This window comes from Microbacterium sp. NPDC090003 (assembly GCF_044748385.1).
Lineage (GTDB): Bacteria > Actinomycetota > Actinomycetes > Actinomycetales > Microbacteriaceae > Microbacterium.
Map to the genome: position 1 here is coordinate 526,228 of NZ_JBIVFW010000001.1, position 20,240 is coordinate 546,467.

19 protein-coding genes and 1 tRNA gene are annotated in these 20,240 nt (G+C 69.5%); 5 read left to right on the plus strand and 15 right to left on the minus strand.

The window, feature by feature from the left end; all coding sequences use genetic code 11:
• Window positions 1-124: 124 nt before the first annotated feature.
• The 9 genes from ACIPVN_RS02605 to ACIPVN_RS02645 form a co-directional block, all read right to left on the minus strand.
• On the minus strand, window positions 125-982 hold the full coding sequence (locus ACIPVN_RS02605; protein WP_400439053.1) for a hypothetical protein: 858 nt from the start codon (window positions 980-982) through the stop codon (window positions 125-127).
• Between the two features lie 15 nt (window positions 983-997).
• Window positions 998-2,158 carry a hydroxymethylglutaryl-CoA synthase gene (locus tag ACIPVN_RS02610; protein ID WP_400439056.1) on the minus strand — a complete coding sequence of 387 codons (1,161 nt, stop codon included), beginning with the start codon at window positions 2,156-2,158 and terminating at the stop codon, window positions 998-1,000.
• Complete coding sequence (locus tag ACIPVN_RS02615; RefSeq protein ID WP_400439059.1) at window positions 2,155-3,204, minus strand: hydroxymethylglutaryl-CoA reductase; 1,050 nt, start codon at window positions 3,202-3,204, stop codon at window positions 2,155-2,157. Before ACIPVN_RS02615 ends, ACIPVN_RS02610 begins: the two co-directional genes overlap by 4 nt.
• 14 nt (window positions 3,205-3,218) lie before the next feature.
• Window positions 3,219-4,280 (minus strand): type 2 isopentenyl-diphosphate Delta-isomerase, encoded by a 1,062-nt coding sequence (gene fni / locus ACIPVN_RS02620; protein WP_400439061.1) that lies wholly within the window; start codon window positions 4,278-4,280, stop codon window positions 3,219-3,221.
• Window positions 4,270-5,373, minus strand: a complete 1,104-nt coding sequence (locus ACIPVN_RS02625; RefSeq protein WP_400439064.1) for a phosphomevalonate kinase — start codon at window positions 5,371-5,373, stop codon at window positions 4,270-4,272. The genes fni and ACIPVN_RS02625 overlap by 11 nt, the downstream gene beginning before the upstream one ends.
• The gene (mvaD, locus tag ACIPVN_RS02630; protein WP_400439067.1) at window positions 5,370-6,323 is read right to left on the minus strand and encodes a diphosphomevalonate decarboxylase; all 954 of its coding nucleotides are present in this window, start codon (window positions 6,321-6,323) and stop codon (window positions 5,370-5,372) included. Before mvaD ends, ACIPVN_RS02625 begins: the two co-directional genes overlap by 4 nt.
• Complete coding sequence (gene mvk / locus ACIPVN_RS02635; protein WP_400439070.1) at window positions 6,320-7,333, minus strand: mevalonate kinase; 1,014 nt, start codon at window positions 7,331-7,333, stop codon at window positions 6,320-6,322. Before mvk ends, mvaD begins: the two co-directional genes overlap by 4 nt.
• A gap of 38 nt (window positions 7,334-7,371) precedes the next feature.
• Window positions 7,372-7,445 (minus strand) — tRNA-Ile (locus ACIPVN_RS02640).
• A 29-nt stretch (window positions 7,446-7,474) separates the two neighbouring features.
• Window positions 7,475-8,011 carry a gamma carbonic anhydrase family protein gene (locus ACIPVN_RS02645; RefSeq protein ID WP_400439073.1) on the minus strand — a complete coding sequence of 179 codons (537 nt, stop codon included), beginning with the start codon at window positions 8,009-8,011 and terminating at the stop codon, window positions 7,475-7,477.
• Window positions 8,012-8,151: 140 nt separating this feature from the next.
• Here ACIPVN_RS02645 and ACIPVN_RS02650 point away from each other — a divergent pair, with 140 nt between their 5' ends.
• Window positions 8,152-8,637 carry a Dps family protein gene (locus tag ACIPVN_RS02650; RefSeq protein ID WP_247622542.1) on the plus strand — a complete coding sequence of 162 codons (486 nt, stop codon included), beginning with the start codon at window positions 8,152-8,154 and terminating at the stop codon, window positions 8,635-8,637.
• Between the two features lie 60 nt (window positions 8,638-8,697).
• Here ACIPVN_RS02650 and ACIPVN_RS02655 read toward each other — a convergent pair whose 3' ends face one another.
• Genes ACIPVN_RS02655 through ACIPVN_RS02675 form a run of 5 tightly spaced genes read right to left on the minus strand, consistent with a single transcriptional unit; the run spans window position 8,698 to window position 13,576 of the window.
• Window positions 8,698-10,194, minus strand: coding sequence for an amidohydrolase (locus ACIPVN_RS02655; protein ID WP_400439077.1), 1,497 nt, complete (start codon window positions 10,192-10,194; stop codon window positions 8,698-8,700).
• Window positions 10,191-10,832 (minus strand): FMN-binding negative transcriptional regulator, encoded by a 642-nt coding sequence (locus tag ACIPVN_RS02660; RefSeq protein WP_400439080.1) that lies wholly within the window; start codon window positions 10,830-10,832, stop codon window positions 10,191-10,193. The genes ACIPVN_RS02655 and ACIPVN_RS02660 overlap by 4 nt, the downstream gene beginning before the upstream one ends.
• A 35-nt stretch (window positions 10,833-10,867) precedes the next feature.
• Window positions 10,868-11,866 carry an Fpg/Nei family DNA glycosylase gene (locus ACIPVN_RS02665; protein WP_400439082.1) on the minus strand — a complete coding sequence of 333 codons (999 nt, stop codon included), beginning with the start codon at window positions 11,864-11,866 and terminating at the stop codon, window positions 10,868-10,870.
• A gap of 1 nt (window position 11,867) precedes the next feature.
• A complete protein-coding gene (locus tag ACIPVN_RS02670; RefSeq protein ID WP_400439085.1) occupies window positions 11,868-12,353 on the minus strand; it encodes a ribose-5-phosphate isomerase in 486 nt (161 codons plus the stop codon).
• Between the two features lie 38 nt (window positions 12,354-12,391).
• Entirely contained in the window at window positions 12,392-13,576 is a 1,185-nt protein-coding gene (locus ACIPVN_RS02675) for a ferrochelatase (RefSeq protein WP_400439088.1), read from the minus strand.
• Window positions 13,577-13,699: 123 nt separating this feature from the next.
• On the opposite strand from ACIPVN_RS02675, the gene pepN reads away from it, so the two are divergent.
• From pepN to ACIPVN_RS02695, 4 genes are all read left to right on the plus strand, one after another.
• Window positions 13,700-16,252, plus strand: a complete 2,553-nt coding sequence (gene pepN / locus ACIPVN_RS02680) for an aminopeptidase N (protein WP_400439091.1) — start codon at window positions 13,700-13,702, stop codon at window positions 16,250-16,252.
• 100 nt (window positions 16,253-16,352) lie between these two features.
• Window positions 16,353-17,429 (plus strand): mechanosensitive ion channel family protein, encoded by a 1,077-nt coding sequence (locus ACIPVN_RS02685; protein ID WP_400439094.1) that lies wholly within the window; start codon window positions 16,353-16,355, stop codon window positions 17,427-17,429.
• Window positions 17,426-17,875: a globin gene (locus tag ACIPVN_RS02690; protein ID WP_400439097.1), complete on the plus strand. Its 450-nt coding sequence runs from the start codon at window positions 17,426-17,428 to the stop codon at window positions 17,873-17,875. The genes ACIPVN_RS02685 and ACIPVN_RS02690 overlap by 4 nt, the downstream gene beginning before the upstream one ends.
• Window positions 17,872-19,548 carry an FAD-binding dehydrogenase gene (locus ACIPVN_RS02695; RefSeq protein WP_400439100.1) on the plus strand — a complete coding sequence of 559 codons (1,677 nt, stop codon included), beginning with the start codon at window positions 17,872-17,874 and terminating at the stop codon, window positions 19,546-19,548. The genes ACIPVN_RS02690 and ACIPVN_RS02695 overlap by 4 nt, the downstream gene beginning before the upstream one ends.
• Here ACIPVN_RS02695 and ACIPVN_RS02700 read toward each other — a convergent pair.
• Complete coding sequence (locus ACIPVN_RS02700; protein ID WP_400439103.1) at window positions 19,545-20,216, minus strand: hypothetical protein; 672 nt, start codon at window positions 20,214-20,216, stop codon at window positions 19,545-19,547. The genes ACIPVN_RS02695 and ACIPVN_RS02700 overlap by 4 nt on opposite strands.
• Window positions 20,217-20,240 lie beyond the last annotated feature (24 nt).

The following is a 20,240-nucleotide window of genomic DNA, read 5'->3' on the forward strand; positions in this document are numbered from 1 at the left end:
AATCTTTCGTTGGGAGGCGCCGTTCGGGCGGCGTCTGCCGAGAGGCAGCGACCTCAATCTAGGGGAATGGAGCGGTTGAGCGCCACCGGAATACCGGTATCAGACTCAATTCCTTCGCATACAGTCATCTGTTCCGCTCGGAGTCCAGCTGCGCATGCGCCCGGGCGAGGGCGTTGGATGCGACGCGGGCGGCTTCCGACGCCCTGGCCGCGCGTGACCTCGCTGCATCGGCGTCCTGTCGCGCGCCGTCCAACTCGACACGAGTGCGCGCCAGCTCTCGCTCGAGAGCGGCCACGTGGGCGCTCGCCTCATCGATGCGACGGTCGGCATCCCGGCCCGCACCCTCGGCCGCGGCCCGCGCGCGTTCGGCGGACGCGACGGCATCCTCGGCGTCGCGCACGGCGCGCTCGGCCTGACGTCGCCGACGTCGCGCCGCCAACTCGTCCATCCGGTGTTCGGGAGCGGCGTCTTCCGCTGGGGGCGCTCCCCCGGCCATGATCTCGTCGAGCACCACGCTCTCGGCAGGGTCGATCTCTCGGATGAGACGACCGGAGGCGACGGCGACCGACGCCGCCTCATCGAAGAACGCCGCGCCGATCGTCTGCTGAACGGCATCCAGCGTGCCCGGAGTGACTTTCTCGCCCCGGGCGATCGCGAGGTCGCGGGCGTGCTCCGCCAGCCGTCGCGTCAGCGTGCGACGCTCGCGACCGAGTCGGGCGAGCGCGGGCGCATCGAGGTCGTCCTGCGCTTCGCGGAGCTCGCGAGCGAGTTGCAGCGCCTCCCCCAGCTCCGCCGCACGTTCCTGGGCGAAGACGTTCACGACCCACGCCGCGATCGACGGTTTGCGAAGCGCGGTGATCTCCGTGGCGAGCCCTCGGTCGTCGGTTCGTTTCGCGATAGCGCGACGCTCGCTCACGAACTCGCCGAGCGGACGCACGTACAGCTCGGTCGCGATGCTCGTCAGCTCGTCTCCGGCCGTCATGCTCCGAACGCTACCTCATGCGCCGGCCCGGGCGTAGCGACGCGCACGCCCCTGAACCCCGACGAAGTGGAACGGCGCCGGAGACACCGGCGCGATCTCACGATCGTCCTCGCTCGATGCCGAATGCGCGGCGTGCAGGTCCCGATACCCCTCGACGTCGAGGGGCTCCCGTGAGTCGAGGATGCGCTTCGCCGCTTCTGTCCGGAGCGCATCTCGATAGCCCGGGCGCACCCGCAAGGAGAAGAACTCGCCGATGCTGCCCGAGCCGTAGCTGTACATCCCGACGCGCCGATCGGTCAGGTCGTCGTCGCCGTCGAGAAGGGCGGCGAGGGCGAAGTACAGGGAGGCGGTGTACGAGTTGCCCAACCGTCGGTTGTACCGAGTGGTCGGCTCCATCTGCGCGGGACTCAGCTCGACACCGGTGTGCGCGGCGAGACGCCGGTGCGCCTTGACCGCCATCCGGGTGAACGGCTGGTGATGGCAGAAGTAGTCGATCGACTCGATCGCCGCTCCCCCACGTGCCCGGTAGTCGTCCCAGGCGCCGACGAAGGCGTCGAGATAGGCGTCGATCGAGAGCTTGCCGTTCACGACTGCGATGTCGCTGTCGTTCGGTCGCCAGAAGTCGTCGACGTCGGCGGTGTGGATGCCCGTGGCCTGCTCGACCTCGGCGATCGCGGGATCCTGGGTGACGAGCATCGCGACGGCACCCGCGCCCTGAGTGGGTTCGGCGGCGGTGTCGACGGCGTAGCGGGCGACGTCCGCGGCGATCACGAGCACCGCCTCTTGGGGTTGGCGCGCGACGATCCCGAGGGCGAACTGCAGCGCGGCCGTGGCGGAATAGCACGCCTGCTTGAGCTCGACGACCCGTGTCGCGGGATCCAAGCCCAGGAGTTCGTGCACGAACACCGCCGCCGACTTCGACTGATCGACTCCCGACTCGGTCGCGAAGAGCACGGTACGGATGCCGGAGGCTCCGTACCGCTCGACGATGGGCAGCGCGGCCGCCGCCGCCATCGTGACGATGTCCTCATCCGGGGCGGGGACGCTCATCTGATCCTGCCCGAGGCCGATCCGATACTTGTCGGGATCGATGCCGGAGCGCTCCGCGAGAAGAGCGAGATCGAGAACGCGGCTCGCGGTCGCGATGGACAGGTCGTGGATGCCGACGACGGTCATTCCGCGCCTCCCTGACGACGCTCGAGCAACAGATGCGAGGCCATGAGTTCTCCCTGGTTAGTCTGCGCCGCGAGCAACGACAACTCTCCGCACAGCACCGTTGCCGCGATGAGCGAGGCGAGGCGGCGGGCGTTACCGCCGGGCGCGCGCTCCTCTCGGCAGCCGAGACGCTCGAGCGCGTCCTCCACGGCCGGGAGGTCCTTGCCGTTGCCGACGGTGCCGACGATGAGGTTCGGCAGTGTGCACGAGAACAGCAGGTCGCCGTCGCCGCGCTCCTCCGCATAGGTGATGCCCTGCGAGCCCTCGACGATGTTCGCCGCATCCTGCCCCGTGGCGAGGTAGAACGCGAGAAGCATGTTCGCGTAGTGCGCGTTCGCGGAACGCAGCGCCCCGGCGATCGTGGAACCCACGAGGTTCTTGCGCACGTTCAGCTCGACGATGCGCCGAGCCGTCGAACGCAGCTGCTGCTCGACGATCTCGGCGGGGATGAGGATCTCGGCGATCACGCTGCGTCCGCGACCGAGGATGCCGTTCACCGCCGTGGCCTTCTTGTCGGAGCAGTAGTTGCCCGAGATAGAGCCGTACTCCAATTCGGGGTGCCAGGCGAGAACCCGTTCCATGAGCCCCTCGGCCGCGAGGGTCACCATGTTGTGACCGGAGGCGTCGCCGGTCGTCAGCGCGAACCGCACGAACAGCAGGTGCCCGACGATCTCGGTGTCGAGGTCGATGAGGCGCGCATGACGGCTGCGCTCCGAGACGACCGCTCCGAGTTCCTCACGCCGCGCCTCGATGCTGCGCGCAGCGGCGACGGCATCGGCCGCCGACGGCGCGAGGAACAGCGAGGATCGCGTCATCCGCTCGTCGACCACGGTCGTGCGGATCCCGCCGGCGACGAGCCGCGACACCCGAGCACCCCGTCCCACCGAGGGCCACAACGGCGACTCGTAGGTCGCGAGCGGAACGGACTGCTCGCCCTCGACCTCGCCGCTGAGCAGCAGTGGACCGACCCAGCGCGTGGGGATGGGGGTGAACAGGGCGTCGGACATGGGGGGCCTTTCGGTCATCGTGCCGGGGAGCGCCGCGAGAGGGCGGAGAGGTCGATGCCCCGCGCGCGGCAGAAGTCAGCGGTGTCGCCTGTGACGACGAGATCGGTGGCCACCAGGTCGGCGGGGGCTGCGGCGCCGAGGAGCGCCGAGAGCGCTGTGAGGTGTTCCGTCCACTCCAGGAGGCGCGACGCGAGCGCCCCGGGGCCACCGTCGAGCACGGTCTTGAGGAACGGGCCGGAGACGCCCACCGCCCGCGCGCCGAGGGCGAGGGCGCGAACGGCATCGAGCGGAGTGCGCACGCCGCCGGAGGCGAGGAGCACCGGGGCGGATGCCGGGGCATCGATCAGGCACTCGACGGCCGACTGCCCCCATCCCGTCAGGTAGGAGTAGCCCTCTCCCCCGCGGCGGGCGTTCTCGACGCGGACGAAGTCCGTTCCGCCACGGCCGGACACATCCGCGGCAGCGACGCCGAGATCAGCGAGGAGGGCGAGCGTGCGGGCGCTCAGCCCGAAACCGACCTCCTTCACGACGACCGGCACGTCGACCGCCGCCACCAGCGACTCGAGCGACCGCTGCCACGACGAGAAGGCGCGTCGCCCCTCGGGCATCACGGTCTCCTGCACGCTGTTGACGTGCACCTGCAGCGCGTTCGCCTCGATCAGATCGACGGCTCGGCGCGCGTCGTCCGGCGTGCGCTCGACACCCAGGTTCGCGAAGAGGAACCCGTCCGGGTGCTCGTCGCGAAGGACACGGAACGTGGGAGCGAGTGCCGGGTTCTCGAGCGCGACGCTCATCGATCCGGAGGCCAGCGGCACTCCCGCCTCCCGCGCGGCGATCGCCAGGTCACGGTTGATGCGCCCGGTGCTCTCACTTCCACCGGTCATCGCGTTGACGTAGAGAGGCACGCTCCAGCGCGCTCCCAGCAGATCACCCGCGAGGCTGACGCGCTCGGCGTCGATCCCCGCGAGTGCGTGATGCACGAACGCGACATCGTCGAAGCCGTTCGCTGCGATGCTCGGTTGCTCCTGCTGCGCGGCGGCGAGTCGCACGTGATCGTCCTTGCGCTCAGAGGACATCGAGCACCCCCTCGGGCGGGTGCACGCCGATCGTGAGGTGACGGACGTCGTGGTGCTCCCACTCTCGGAAGATGTCGGCGAGATCGGTGTGCACGGGAGCGAGAACGATCCCGCAGTCGCCTCCCCCGGCACCGGAGGGCTTCGCGGCCGCGCCTGCGGCCTCGGCGATGTCGCACAGGACTGCGAGCTGCGCGGTCTCGATCGGCAGACCTGCCTGGGCGCCGAGACGCTGCAGGAGTCGTCGGGCGTCACGGATACCGTCGAGGGTCGCCGCGTCGTCCCCCCGCGAGAGCGACTCCCACAGCGCCGACACGCACGCACGCGAGTCGAGGAGGAACGCAGGGTGATCGACCGCTCCTGCCAGCGTTCGGCGACCGAGTTCGTCGACGAGTCGCGCCGTCGACGCCGGCTCGCCCGTCCACCCCACCACGAACCGCAGCTGCTCCGGCGGATGCAGGCGCACGATCCGGAGCCCCGTCCAGAGTTGCTCGTCCACGAGCAGCGGTGCGATCGGACCGTCAGCGGACCGCTCTCCGAGGAGTTCCCGGTCGGGGGCGCGATAGCCGATCCACCCGCCGAAGGCACTCGCGGCCAGATCGCCTCCCGACGCGCTGGGGTTGACCCGGATCGTCGCGAGCATCGACAGCTTGAACGCCGCCATCCGATCCAGGCCCAGCCCGTAGAACTCGTCGAGTGCGCGCACGGTCGCCACGGTGACCGCGGCCGAGGAACCCAGGCCGAACTTGCGCCCGCTCACGTCGTCGAGACCGCTCTCGATCCGTAGATCGAAGAAGCGCGGGGCCACATGCAGGTCCGCCCGGAGCCTCTCGACGATCGTGATCGCCGCCAGCACGTAGTCGTAGGGGTGGTGCTCCGGATCGATGCGCAGCCCGTCGGCGCTGCGGGTCCACAGCAGCGGCGACCGCCCGTACTCGGGCGAGTGGATGCTCCCGGCACCGACACTCTCCGTCACCGAGACCGTCACGTACCGGTCGACCGCGACGAGCACGGAGGGCTCTCCCGGCGAGACGACCGCGTACTCGCCCGCGATGAACAACTTGCCCGGTGCGCGGACCGTGATGACCGGGCTCATACGAGCACCTCCACTCCCGGGCCGGGACGCGCGATCATGGTCTCGGCGAGCGGGCGGGCGGCGGCGGCCACGGTCTCCGCGTCCGGCGGCCGGCACAGGAACACGACGTTGGGCCCTGCGTCCGCGGTCGCGTAGACGGGCAGACCGTCGGCACGCAGCGACTCCGCGAGGTCGAAGAGGGCCACGCTCACCGGCGACAGGTACCGCACCGGCGGATCGCACGACTGGATGACGGCGTGCATGCGGAGTGCGTTCGTCTCGGTGATCCGCCCGAGACGCTCGACGTCACCGTCACGGCTGGCCTGCACCGCGGCCGTCAGCGCCTCCGTCGTCGACGAGACCCATGCGGGGTAGAACGGCGACGTCAGCGCCGTCCGCTTCATGGCGTCCCGACTGGACACCTCCTTCTCCGCGGAGTTCACGATCGCGATCACCATCGCGAGTTCGGGCGCGTCGAGGGGCTCGGCGAACGACTCGTCGTCGTTGCCTGCATGCCACACGGCGAACCCGGGGATCACCGATCGCGCCGCGGATCCGGACCCGCGACGAGCGAGGCGGCTGAGTGCCGTGCGGTCGAGATCGAGACCGTACGCGTGCGAGGCCGCCGCGGCGAGAGCCGCGAACCCCGATGCCGAGGAGGCGAGACCCGCGGCGGAGGGCACCGTGTTCGAGGAATCGACCACGGCTGCGGCCCGGGACCCGGCCATCTCCCGCACGATGTCGAGGAAGCGCACGACGCGATCGCGGACCACTCCCTCACGGACCGTTCCGTTGAGCCTGACCTCGTCGTGCTCGGCATCCGGAGCGAGTGTCACGGTCGTGGTCGTCGGAAACACATCCAGCGTCATCGAGAGGCTGCCCGTCGCGGGCAGGTTCAATGCGGTGTCCGCTTTTCCCCAGTACTTGACGAGGGCGATGTTCGGGTGTGCGCGGGCCGTGGCGGCGGTCATCGCGTTCCTCTCAGTTCGGTGGTCCAGGTGGCGGCGGCGCCTCGGCCGCGAAGCTCGCGTGCGAGCTCCGCCGCGTGGTCGGGATCGCGCGCCAGCACGAGCACGCATCCTCCCCGCCCGCCTCCGGTGAGCTTGGCTCCGAGCGCGCCACCCGCTCGGGCGACGCCGACGAGCCGGTCCAGCGCGGGATCTCCGACCCCCAGCTCCCCGAGCAGCGCATGCGCCTCGTCCATCGCGACGCCGATCGCCTCCGGGCTCGGGGAGGCCAGCGCGACTCGACCCTCGCGGGCGAGAGCGCCGAGACGATCGAGCCGCCGCTCCACGGCGACCGGGTCGGCATCGCGCAGTGCCCGGACGGCGGCGACGGCCTCACGTGTGCGCCCGCGAACGCCCGAGTCGGCGATCACGAACGACAGGGGCCCGGCGACCTCGAGGTCGTGCGCGCTGCCGTCCTGGAACCACACGGGCCGGTCGGCGACGACCGTGCGCGCATCGAGCCCGCTGGGTGAGGTGTGGGCGGCGCGTTCCGCGATCTGGATCAGATGATGGCGCTCGGCCGGATCGAGCTCGTGACCGAACGCAGCAGCGACCGCCTGCACGATCGCCGCCGACACGGCAGCACTCGATCCCACACCGCGTTCCGCTGGCAGATCGCTCTCGACGCGCACCCGCACTCCGGAGCCGTCGGCACCGACCGCGCTCATCGTCGCCTCGACCGCGCGGGCGGTGGAGGCGAGACGCTCGGGAATCCGCGCGAGGGCTCCGGTGTAGAGCGCGCTGTGCAGAAGACGGTGCTCGGCCAATGGCTCCGCCTCGGCGCGCACCCGAAGATCGCGCAACGGGAGGGCGATCGCCGGGTGGCCGTAAACGACGGCGTGCTCCCCGAAGAGGATCGCCTTACCCGATGCGGTGCCTACGCCGATCACCGGGTCGCTGTCGTGCGCGCCCCTGCGCGGAGCGGCGAGGGATTCGCCCGGTGTTCTGCTGTCGTCGGAGGCCGTGATTCTCATCTTTACTGAGGCAAGCCTAATCCACTATCACGGCACGGTAGGGCGGGTGGGACTTGAACCCACGATCGTCGGGTTATGAGCCCGCTGCCTTGACCAGCTTGGCCACCGCCCCGTATGCGTCCAGCCTAGCGGTGCCGAGGCTCACACTTCCGTCGCGCGCGCGTGCACCTGCTGATGCGCGAGGTAGATGTCGGCGTTCGCCAGCAGTCCGGCACGCTCCTCCTCGCTCAGAGCGCGGCGCACCTTCGCCGGAACGCCGGCGACGAGCGATCCGTCCGGCACCTCGGTGCCTCCCAGCACGACGGCACCACCGGCGATCAGGCATCCGCTCCCGATCACCGCGCCGCTGAGGATCACCGCCCCCATACCGATCAACGAGCCGTCGCCGATCGAGCATCCATGCACGACGGCGTTGTGCCCGATCGACACATTGCGCCCGATGAGGACCGGGTGTCCCGAATCCACGTGCACCGAGACGTTGTCCTGCACGTTGCTGCCCGCGCCGACCACGATGGAGGCCGAATCAGCGCGGAGCACTGCGTTGTACCAGACGCTCGACGAGGCGGCGAGAGTGACTTCGCCGACGATGCGAGCGCCCTCGGCGACGAACGCCTCGGGGTCGATCGACGGCACCCGCTCGGGGAGGGCGAGGACGGATGCTCCGGATGCGATGCTCATGAGGCGAGACTATCCTCACTTCCGCGTGATTCCGCGGATTTTCGGGGCGGTTAGCGGAGCCTCAGCTTGCTTGCGGAATGTTTCAACCTGAGTAGCGTTGTCTCCATCAGGTACGAAAAGGCACCTCAGAGGAGCACAAGATGAGCAAGGTACAGACCGTTTCCACCACCGCCAGCGATCCCACCGTGGCTGCTGCCGCCGCACAGTTCCTCTCGCCCGTCGTCCTGGGCCTGCAGGCGCTCACGATCAACGGCAAGCAGGCGCACTGGCACGTGCGCGGCGCCAACTTCGTCGGCGTCCACGAACTCCTCGACACGATCGTCGCCCACGCCGGTGACTTCGCCGACACCGCGGCGGAGCGCATCGTCGCCCTCGGTCTTCCGATCGATGCCCGCGTGAGCGCGGTCGCCGCCAAGGCCGGCGAGACCGGCGTCCCCGCCGGCTTCACGCAGTCGGACGAGCTCGTCCGCGCCGTGATCGCCGACATCGACGCGATCCTGGTCGACACCAAGGCCGCGATCGACGGCCTCGACGAGGTCGACCTCACGAGCCAGGACGTCGCTATCGAGATCATGCGCGGCCTCGAGAAGGACCGCTGGTTCCTCGTCTCGCACATCGCCGCGTAATCTCGACGCACGAGAACGAGAGAAGGGCCCCGGGATCCGATCCCGGGGCCCTTCTCATCTTCAGACGCGGTGGGTGACGCGACCGGCGAGAAGTGTCGCGACCACCGGCATGTCGCGCAGGTGCGTCCCCGTCGCTCGCCGCGGATCCGTGGCGCACAGCGCCAGGTCGGCGGGCGCACCGGGAACGCTCGTCGATCGGATGCTCGCCTGCAGCGCCTGATCGAAGGTCACCGCTTCCTCGGGATGCCATGCGTCGCGCGCGTTCTCGGTACGTGTGACGGCGGCCGCCATCGCCTGCCAGGGGTCGAGAGCTGCCACCGGCGCGTCGGAGCCGAACCTCACATCGGCCCCCGCGGCGAACAGCGATGCGAGCGGGTACCCCAGCGAATCCTGCGTCGCCCACAGCCGCTCCGCGAGATCGCGGTCGTCGATCGCGTGCTGCGGCTGCACGCTCGCAGTGACACCCAGCCGGGCGAATCGCGCGAGATCGGCGTGCCGGACGAGCTGTGCGTGCTCGATGGACCCCGCGGCCCCGGTCACGGCGAAGGCATCGAGCGCGGTGGAAGCCGCCCGGTCGCCGATCGCATGCACGGCGACCGCGAGGCCTGCGCCCGTCGCCGTGGTGAGGAGACCGATCAGTTCCTCGCGAGGTACCGTCATCACCCCGAAGTTGTAGGGATCGCCCGGGTACGCGTGCGTGCATGCCGCGGTGCGCGTGCCGAGCGAGCCGTCGCTGATGATCTTCAGCGGTCCCACCCGGACGAGGCCTCGTCCGCCGCGCGGAAGGTCCGCATCATCGACGAGCTCACCGGTCCGGAGGCCCTCCGCCACCGCCCGAGCCAGGTCGAAGGGGTACACCGCGAACTCCACCCGGTGCGCGGCGAACCCGCTCGCGACGCGGCGCGGCCAGGCATCCGCGTTCCAGGCCATGTCGAAGTCGACGATCCCGGTCACCCCGCGCGCGGCGGCCCGCTCTCCCGCCCGCTGGACCGCGCGGTCCGCATGCTCGGGATCGACGGCGTTCAGGCGGCGCGAGATCTCGAACGCGCTCTCCTCGCGCAGCACCCCGTCGGTCGTCGACATGCCCTCGCGTCGCAGCGCCGCAGAGTTCAGCCATACGCTGTGAACGTCGGCGTTGATGAGGTACGTCGGCACCTCACCGGTCGCCGCATCCAACACGGCGAGCGTCGGGCGGTCGTCCCACAGCGCGTCGCGGTACCCCGTTCCCACTCGCCGTCCGTCAGACAGGGGCGCGACCGCCCCCATCCGCGAAGCCGCTTCGGCGGCGGAGGGCGCGTCAGCCAGCGACTCGCGCTCGGCGGCCAACGCCCACTGCACCGTGTGCACGTGGTTGTCCCAGAGTCCCGGCACCGCCCACGCACCCTCGGCGTCGAGAACCGCACCCGTAGGGCGCAGAGCCCCGGCGGGCGCGATGTCGGCGATCCGCCCGCCCGCCACCACGATGTCCACCGGCTCCTCGTCGATCAGGTACTCCCGACCGGGTCCCGCGATGCGAACCCCGCGGATCATGCCCACTTCGTCGCCGACGACACTCATCCCTGCTTCTCCTTCCGTGCGTCCCGCGCGCGGCGCATCTCCGATGCCAACGCCGGGTTGGCGAACGGACCATCGCCGTCGAGTTCGCCGATGATCGTGTCGATCGTGTCCGCGGGCCTGTTCTGGCTGAGTTTGCGCTTCGCGGCCACGCGCGTCGGGGTCAACCGGAAGCCGACGGTGCCGGCGGCCAGACGCTCGATGAACGCGGCGTCGTTCGGCCGCTCCCACATCCGCCGCGGATCCGGGAGCTCACTCTCGAAACGGTCGACGAGACGGTCCAGCACCGCGAGATTCTCGTCGGCGCTGAGGATCTCGGGGATGCCCGACAGGTGCACCGCCGTGTAGTTCCAGGTCGGCACAGCGGCCACCTCGCCGTACCAACCGGGCGAGATGTAACCGTGCGGCCCCTGGAAGACGATGAGGAGTTCACTCTTGCCCAGCCCGTGGATGAGGTCGTCGGGCCGGCCGACATGGCCCACCACCGTCAGATCGTCGCTCGCGTCGTCGAGCAGCACGGCGTAGTGCGAGGCGACGAGCCCATCGGCGGTGCTGCTCGTGATCGTGGCCCAGGGATTCGCCGCGATCACGCGACGGATCTCCGCCTGGTCGGCGAGAGTGAAGCTGGGATTCTGACGCATCCTCCCAGCCTAGGACTCGACTCGATCCCGGGCTCTCACGCCTGGCAGCGCGGGCACCAGTAGAGCTTGCGCGCACCGATCTCCTCGAGGGCGATCTCCGTGCCGCAGACGCGGCACGGCAGACCCGCGCGGTGGTAGACCCAGTGCCTGTCGTCACGGCTGGCCATGGCCGCGCGGTACTCCTCGGGCGACAGGTCGTCCATCGTCATCATCTGGCCGGTCTCGACGCCGATCGCCAGCAGCCGCACCCAATCCCGCCAGAGTGCGCGCACGACATCCTCGGGAACGTCGCGGCCCGGGGTGTGCGGATTGAGCCGCTGCCGATAGAGCATCTCGGCGCGATACACGTTGCCGATGCCGCTCACGACCGACTGATCCATCAGCAGGAGGGCGATGACCGTCTGCTTCTTGCGCACGGCGCGGACGAAGCGCTCCTCGTTCTCGACCGGGTCTCCGACGAGCGGGTCCGGTCCGAGTTTCGCGATGGTCGCGAGCATCTCATCGGGGGTCTGCAGGACGCACGCGGTGGGGCCGCGGAGATCGGCGGCGGTGATGTCGGTCATCAGACGCAGCCGCACCTGCCCGACCACGGGTGGCGGCCACTCCACGCCGTCGTCGGCGAGGCCCTTGGTCTGCTCCGACATGCGTACGTGCACGCGCGTCCGCCGCGGGGCACCGATCGAGGCGAGAGAGTTCTCCCCGGCATCGTCGAGGATCTCCTCGTCGATGAGAGTGCCGCGCTGGTTGGTCTGCCCCATCCGACCGTTCGCCGAGGCGATCGTCGGGTCGACGAGGATGTCCCCCGCGAAGTCCCAGGCGCCGTAGAGACCGAGGTGCACTCGCAACCACACGTCGCCCTCGGTCTCGAGGAACATCTGCTTGCCGACGGCCTGCACGCTCACGGCGGATCGGCCGTCGAGGACCGCGGCCCCCTCGGCGAATCGGCCCTGCGGGCTGGAGGCGGAGAGCGTCTTGCCGATGAAGTTGCGGTCGAACTGACGCGCGATCCGGTGGACGGAGTGACCCTCGGGCATCTCAGGCCCGCGGGTCCGGCAGCAGCGAGCCGTCGCGTTCGAAGTCGGCGATCTGTCCGATCCGGCGGACGTGGCGCTCCTCGCCCGAGAAGGGCGTGGCCAGGAAGAGGTCGATGAACGACGTGACCTCGTCGTACGTGTGCTGACGGGCACCGATCGAGATCACGTTGGCGTCGTTGTGCTCGCGGGCGAGCTCGGCGGTCGACAGGTTCCAGACGAGCGCGGCGCGGACACCCTGCACCTTGTTCGCCGCGATCTGCTCGCCGTTGCCCGAGCCGCCGAACACGATGCCGGCGGCTTCGATCCCTGCGGCCTGATCCGCGACGACGGCCTGTGCGGCGCGGATGCAGAACGCCGGGTAGTCGTCGAGCGCGTCGTACGCGATCGGCCCATGATCGGTGACATCGTGCCCCTCCGCGCGCAGATGCTCCTGCAACTGGGTCGAGAACTCGAGACCGGCGTGATCGGTGGCGATGTGGATGCGCATGGCCTTCATTCTATTGACGCCGCCGACATCGCGTCGGACTACGGCGCGACGCCTGCAGCGGCCGGCTTGAAGCCGGCGCGCACGTTCTCGCAGCACCCGGGACGGCAGACGTCGAAGCCGCCCGGAAGATCGGTCACGTGCTGGCGCGCACTCCGTGGACGCCCCTCGAGGCGCTCCTGGATCAGGTCGACGATCCCGGCGACGAACGTCGGCGACACGCCCGGGGTGGGGGTACGGACGAAGGCGATTCCCGCCTCCTCCGCGGCCTCTTTGGCCTCGGTGTCGAGGTCCCAGAGCACCTCCATGTGGTCGCTCATGAATCCCAGCGGAACGACGGCGACGGCCCGGCGCCCGCGCTCGGGCAGCTCGGCGATGACGTCGCACACGTCGGGGTCGAGCCACGGCTGCGACGGGGGGCCCGAGCGGGACTGATAGACGAGTTCCCACGACACACCGGTGCCGGAGGGGAGCGTCTGCAGCACGCGGTCCATCACCCAGGCAGCGACGGCCTCGTGCTGCGCCGCATACGCGCCGCCCTCACCCCAGTCGATGTCGCGCGCACCGGATCGGAGCGCGTCCTCCGTGGGGATGCTGTGCGTGGAGAACAGGATCTGGATGTCGGATGCCGCGATCCCATCGGCGAGGAAACCCTCGATCGCTTCGCGGACACCGGTCTCGAAGGCGTCGACGAATCCGGGGTGGTCGTAGAAAGGACGGATCTTGTCGATCGTGACGCTGTCGCCGAGGCCGGTCTCCTCCAGCACGCCCGCGAAGTCCTCGCGGTACTGCCGGCAGCTGGAGAACGAGCTGTACGCGCTGGTCGCGAAGGCGAGCAGCGTCGAGTGGCCATCGTCGGATGCGGTCGTCACGGCGTCGGCGAGATACGGCGTCCAGTTGCGGTTACCCCAGTAGACGGGAAGGTCGATGCCCCGCGCGGCGAGTTCGGCCTCGAGCGCCGCCTTGAGCGCGCGGTTCTGGCCGTTGATCGGACTCACACCGCCGAAGTGACGGTAGTGATGCGCGACCTCCTCGAGCCGCTCGTCGGGGATCCCGCGTCCACGCGTCACATTGCGCAGGAACGGGATGACGTCTTCCTGCCCCTCCGGTCCACCGAAGCCGGCGAGGAGGATGCCGTCGTACGCGACCGGGGTCGTGACGATGGCTGCACCTCCGGCCGCACCGGAAGAAGCAAAGGGGACGACTACGGGTTCGATCGCGCTCACCTCTCCATTCTTTCACCTCGACGGAGCAGCGGGGGTCGCGCGCTGGCGTAGTCTGTCATGGTTGCCGTCGGCGCCAACTGCGCCATTCCCCGGCGACGACCCCTCACCCCTGGGAGTAGAGCTGTGCCTGGAGAGAACCTCACCCGTATCGAAGCGCAGGAGCGTCGCGACGTCGTCGGCACCGAGTCGTACGACATCGCACTCGACCTGACGAAGGGCGCCGAGATCTTCGGATCCCGGAGCGTCGTCCGCTTCACCGCGACGCCCGACAGCTTCACGTTCATCGACCTCATCGCTCGCGACGTGCGCGAGATCTCGCTCAACGGCGAGCAGCTCGACCCGAACGAGGTCTTCGCGGACTCGCGCATCAGCCTTACTGGCCTGCAGGCCGAGAACGTGCTCGTCGTCGACGCCGACTGCCTCTACACGAACACGGGCGAGGGCCTTCACCGCTTCGTCGACCCCGTCGACGGCGAGGTCTACCTCTACTCCCAGTTCGAGGTGCCCGACTCGCGGCGCGTCTTCGCGGTGTTCGAGCAGCCCGACCTCAAGGCCACGTTCCAGTTCACGATCACCGCGCCCTCCGCCTGGAAGGTGATCTCGAACTCCCCCACGCCCGAGCCCATCGTGCACGACGACGACGTCACCGCGACCTGGGGCTTCGAGCCGACCCCCCGCATCTCCTCGTACATCACGGCCCTGATCGCCGGCCCGTACGAGTCGACCTTCTCCGAGCTCACGAGCGCATCGGGTCGCGTCATCCCGCTCGGGGTGTACGGCCGCAAGAGCCTCTGGCAGCATCTCGACGCCGACTACATCTTCGACAAGACGCGTGAAGGGTTCGCCTACTACGAGTCCAAGTTCGGCGTTCCCTATCCGTTCGCCAAGTACGACCAGCTCTTCGTGCCGGAGTTCAACGCCGGGGCGATGGAGAACGCCGGCGCCGTCACCTTCACCGAGACCTACGTCTTCCGCAGCAAGGTGACGGATGCCGTGAAGGAGCGCCGTGTCGTCACGATCCTCCATGAGCTCGCGCACATGTGGTTCGGCGATCTGGTGACCATGAAGTGGTGGAACGACCTCTGGCTGAACGAGTCGTTCGCCGAGTGGGCCTCGACCATCGCGACCGCCGAGGCCACCGAGTGGACCGAGGCGTGGACGACCTTCAACGCGATGGAGAAGACCTGGGCGTACCGCCAGGACCAGCTCCCCTCGACGCACCCGATCGTCGCCGAGATCAACGACCTCGAGGACGTGCAGGTCAACTTCGACGGCATCACGTACGCGAAGGGCGGCTCCGTGCTCAAGCAGCTCGCCGCCTGGGTGGGCATCGAAGCCTTCTTCGCCGGCGTCTCGCAGTACTTCCAGAAGCACTCATGGGGCAACACCGAGCTGAGCGATCTGCTCGTCGAGCTCGAGGCGACCAGCGGGCGCGACCTGAGCACGTGGTCGAAGAAGTGGCTCGAGACCGCGGGGGTCAACACCCTCGAGCCCGTCATCGTGGAGGACGGCAACGGCACGATCTCGCGCTTCGCCGTGACGCAGACGGCCCCGGCCGACTACCCGACGATCCGCCCGCACCGCCTGGGCATCGGGTTCTACAACCTGGCCGACGGCGCGCTCACCCGCACGCACTACGTCGAGGTCGACGTCGACGGCGACCGCACAGAGGTGCCGGAGCTGCAGGGCCTCGCCCAGCCCGACCTCGTGCTGCTGAACGATCAGGACCTCGCCTACGCGAAGATCCGCCTCGATGAGCGTTCGCTCGCCACGGCGATCGCGCACCTCGCCGACATCCACGATCCGCTCGCGCGCTCGCTCGTCTGGGGTGCGGCGTGGGATCAGACCCGCGACGCCGAGAGCGCGGCATCCGACTACATCGATCTCGTGCTCGGGAACATCGGCCGGGAGAGCGAGTCGACCACGGTGCGCACGACGCTCGCGCAGCTCCGCACGGCGGCGACGCTCTACGTCGCGCCCGAGGATCGTGCCGCGGCGCGACTCAAGGTCGCCGACGGCCTCTGGGCGCTCGCCGAATCCGCCGAGTCCGGCAGCGACAGCCAGCTTCAGTTCGTCACCGCCTTCGCCACCTCTCTCGTGACCCCGGAGCACGCGGGCATCGTCGGGCGTCTGCGCTCGGGCGAGGAGACGCTACCCGGTCTCGAGATCGATGCCGACCTGAGCTGGCAGCTGCTGGTGGGCCTCGCGACCATCGGGGCGACGGATGCCGCGACGATCGACGCGGCCCTCGCCGCCGACAACACCTCCAAGGGCGGTGAGTTCGCCGCGCAGGCCCGTGCTGCACTCCCCGACGTCGCCTCCAAGAAGGCGGCGTGGGCCTCGCTGGTCGAGCGTGACGATGCCCCGAACACGATCGTCCGCTCCGCCGCCCTCGGATTCGTGCACCCCGCGGGTACCGAAGCTCTCCGCGAGTTCGTCGGACCGTACTTCGAGATGCTCCTCCCTGTCTGGGAGTCGCGCACCTATCAGATCGCACAGTACCTCGTGACCGGCCTGTTCCCGACGGCCCTGGCCGACGCCGCGCTCCGCGATGCGACGCGCGCGTGGTTGTCCGAGCACCAGGACGCCCCGCCGGCGCTGCGCCGCCTCGTGCTCGAGAACCTCGCGGACGTCGAGCGCGCACTCACTGCGCAGTCCCGCGACAGCGACGACTGATCGTCTGCACGACGGGGCTCGGGGTGCGTCCGATGACGTCGCCCCGGGCCCCTTCTCGTACCCAGCCCGCACCGAGACCTGATCGCTAGAATCGGTGACGATGATCATTCCGTCCACCAGCACCGATCCCGTCGAGCCGACCGACGTCCCAGCGATCTGGGAGGAGACGCTCCGCGTGCTGGGGATCGTCGGAGGCAAAGCGCTCCTCGTAGCGATCATCGTCGTGAGCTGCGTGCTCATCGCCCTCGTGCTGCGCGTCGTGATCCGTCGGGTCGTCCACCGCATCGTCGACAGCGCGAAGAACAAGGCGTCCGTCGACGACACGCAGGCCCTGGAGCGCTCGCCGCTCGCCGACATGCGCCTCGTGCAGCGCACACGCACCCTGGGGTCGATCCTCCAGAACATCGTCAACGTGATGCTGGTGATCATCGCGCTCGTGCTCATCGTGAACGCGATAGACAACAGCCTGCTCGGCTCCCTGACACTACTGACCGCCGCGGTCGGTGCCGGCCTCGGATTCGGCGCCCAGAACATCGTGAAAGATGTCCTGAACGGCATCTTCCTCGTGGCCGAGGATCAGATCGGCATCGGCGACGTCGTCGACCTCGGTCTCGCGACCGGCGTGGTCGAGTACGTGAGCGTGCGCATCACGCAGGTGCGCGATGTCAACGGCACCCTCTGGTACGTGCGCAACGGCGAGGTCCTGCGCATCGGCAACATGTCGCAGGGCTGGGCCCGGGCGATCATCGACATCGGCGTGCCCGTCGACTCCGATCTCGAGGTGGTCGAGCAGACGATGCTCGACACCGCCCTCGCCCTCGCGAAGGACCCGAAGTGGCGCACACGGATCGTCGAGAAGCCCGAGCTGTGGGGTCTGGAATCGATCGAGGGTGACGCCCTCGTCGTCCGCATCGTGATCAAGGCGCGCGCGAACGCGAAGGACGACGTCGCACAGGAGCTGCGCAAGCGTCTGCGCTCGGCACTCGCCGAGAAGGAGGTCGCGATCCCCCGCATGCACACCGTGATCCCCACCGGCCTCGACGGAGCGCGCCGCGTCCGCGGGGCGAATCCCCCCAAGACGCGGCCGAACGCCGTGACCGGCGTGCCGGTGATCCCCGACCGCGGGATCTGGCGGCGCAAGAAGCCCACGACGGGCGACGGGAGCACGGACAAGTGACGTTCTACGACGAGGTCGGCGGTCGCGAGACCTTCGCGAAGATCGTCTCGGTGTTCTATCGCGAGGTCGCGATCGATCCGGTGCTGAAGCCCATGTATCCCGAGGAGGATCTCGGCCCCGCGGAGGAGCGTCTGCTGCTGTTCCTCGAACAGTACTGGGGAGGCCCCACCACCTACGGGGAGACCCGTGGGCACCCACGGCTGCGTATGCGCCACATGCCGTTCCACGTCGACCCCGACGCCCGCGATCGTTGGCTCCGCTGCATGCGCACCGCCGTCGACGAGGCGGAATTGTCGCCTCTGCACGAATCCACGCTCTGGGGCTACCTCGAGCGCGCTGCGTATGCCATGGTGAACACATTCGAGCCGTCGGGCATCGGTGCCGGCGCCGACGGACGCCCCACGCTCGAGACCCGCTCACGTCAGGAATCAACGGAGACACCATGACGCACACGCCCCTGTCCACGGATGTCCTGGTGATCGGATGGGGGTTGGCCGGACTCGTCGCCGCCTCCGAAGCACTCCATGCCGGTCGCCGCGTCGTGCTCATCGATCAGGAGCCGCGCACGAACCTCGGCGGACAGGCGTGGTGGTCGTTCGGCGGACTGTTCCTCGTCGACTCCCCTGAGCAGCGGCGCCTCGGAATCCGCGACTCGATCGAGCTCGCGACGCAGGACTGGTTCGGCTCCGCGGGTTTCGACCGCCCGGAGGACGAGTGGCCGCGCCGGTGGGCGGAGGCTTACCTGCAGTTCGCCGCCGGCGAGAAGCGCGCCTGGCTGCGCGAACGCGGGGTCGGCTTCTTCCCCGTCGTGGGATGGGCGGAACGCGGAGGGTACGGCGCGATCGGTCCCGGAAACTCGGTGCCGCGTTTCCACATCACCTGGGGCACCGGTCCCGGAGTGGTCGCTCCGTTCGCGGCGCAGGTCGAACAGGGCGAGCGCGAGGGGCGGCTCACCGTTCTGCCCCGCCATCGCGTCACCGCACTCCTCACGGCCGACGGCGCCGTATCGGGTGCACGCGGCGACATCCTCGCCTCGCACGGCGAAGAGCGCGGCATCCCGTCTTCCCGAGAGATCGTCGGCGACTTCGAGATCCGTGCGGGCGCGACCATCGTGGCCTCGGGCGGTATCGGCGGCAACCACGATCTGGTGCGTGCGGCCTGGCCCGATCGGCTCGGCACTCCCCCGGCGCACATGCTCACCGGCGTTCCCGCCTATGTCGACGGCTCGATGCAGCGAGTCTCCGCGGAAGCCGGGGCCCGGCTGATCAACGGCGACCGCATGTGGCACTACGTCGAGGGCATCACGAACTGGAATCCGGTCTGGCCGTCGCACGGCATCCGCATCCTCCCCGGCCCCTCGTCGCTCTGGCTCGATGCGACCGGCTCTCGCCTCCCCGTGCCGCTGTACCCCGGCTTCGACACCCTCGGCACTCTGGCCCATCTGCGCACGACAGGCCACGACCACTCCTGGTTCGTGACCTCCCGCCAGATCATCGAGAAGGAGTTCGCACTCTCCGGGAGCGAACAGAACCCGGACCTCACCGGAAAGGACGTCGGGCTGCTCGTGAAGTCCCGTCTTGCCAAGGGACCGACCGGCCCCGTCCAGTCCTTCCTCGACGAGGGTGCCGACTTCATCGTCGAGAACGATCTCGACGCGCTGCTCGAGCAGATGCAGGCGCATCCGGGCGGAGAGCACCTCGATATCGACACCGTGCGGCGCGAGGTGCAGGCGCGCGATCGCGAGATCGAGAACGATTTCACCAAGGATGCTCAGATCGGCATGCTCCGCTCGATGCGCAGCTACCGCGGTGACAAACTCATCCGCACCGCCGCACCGCACCGTCTGCAGGATCCGTCGGCCGGTCCCATGGTCGCCGTGAAGCTGCATGTTCTGACCCGCAAGTCGCTCGGAGGCATCCAGACCGACCTCGATGGACGGGCGCTCGATGGCCGGGGCTCCCCCATCCCCGGTCTCTACGCGGCAGGCGAGGCGAGCGGCTTCGGCGGCGGCGGCGTGCACGGCTATCGCGCTCTCGAAGGGACGTTCCTGGGCGGCTGCCTGTTCTCCGGACGGCAGGCAGGACGCGCTGCGGGCGATGAGCGGGCAGCCGGAGGCTAGTTGGAGCCCTGGAGTCCCGTGCCTCGGACGGCCGTGAGCCCGCTCGCGACGGGGCCGCGTGCGAGTACATGACCGCGGCGGAATGCGAGGCGTGACCATCTCCCCGAGCGGGTCACCGGCACCTGTTCCTCGCCGGAGATGAAGCCCAGTGCATCGGCAGCGAAGGCGATCCCGCGCGGAAGGCCCGCCAGGTCCTCGTCCGGTTCGCCCCAGATGGCGGCGCGCAGCGCGCGTACGGCCTCCTCTCCGGCACCGGGAGTCGCACCGCGCGCGACGGCGGAGATCCCCCACTGGGCACGATTCGCGATGACGGATGCCGGAAGCTCGGCGATCTGCTCCCATCCGCCGCGCGGGGGCGCGACACCGGCCCACGCCGGAGACAGCCCGGTCTCGGGGAGCGTGAGTCGCGCGTCTTCGTCGCCGGCCGTGAGCCGGTCGACCACGATGTCGCACTGGAGTTCGGGGTCGGCGTGGACGATGCGCATCGCCAGCACGGTAGGCGTCTGGTCGAACAGCCCCTGGGGAGCGAGCGCCGCGGTGGTCAGCGCGAGGATTCCGCTCGCCGCTTGCAGACGCACCCCCTCGTCGGTGATCCGCGCCGCCCGTCCCAGGAAGGTGAGGACGTCTTTCGCGGTCTCGCGGTCGGCGAGCAGGAGGTCGTGAGGCACGGGTTCTAAACTATCAACGGAGCG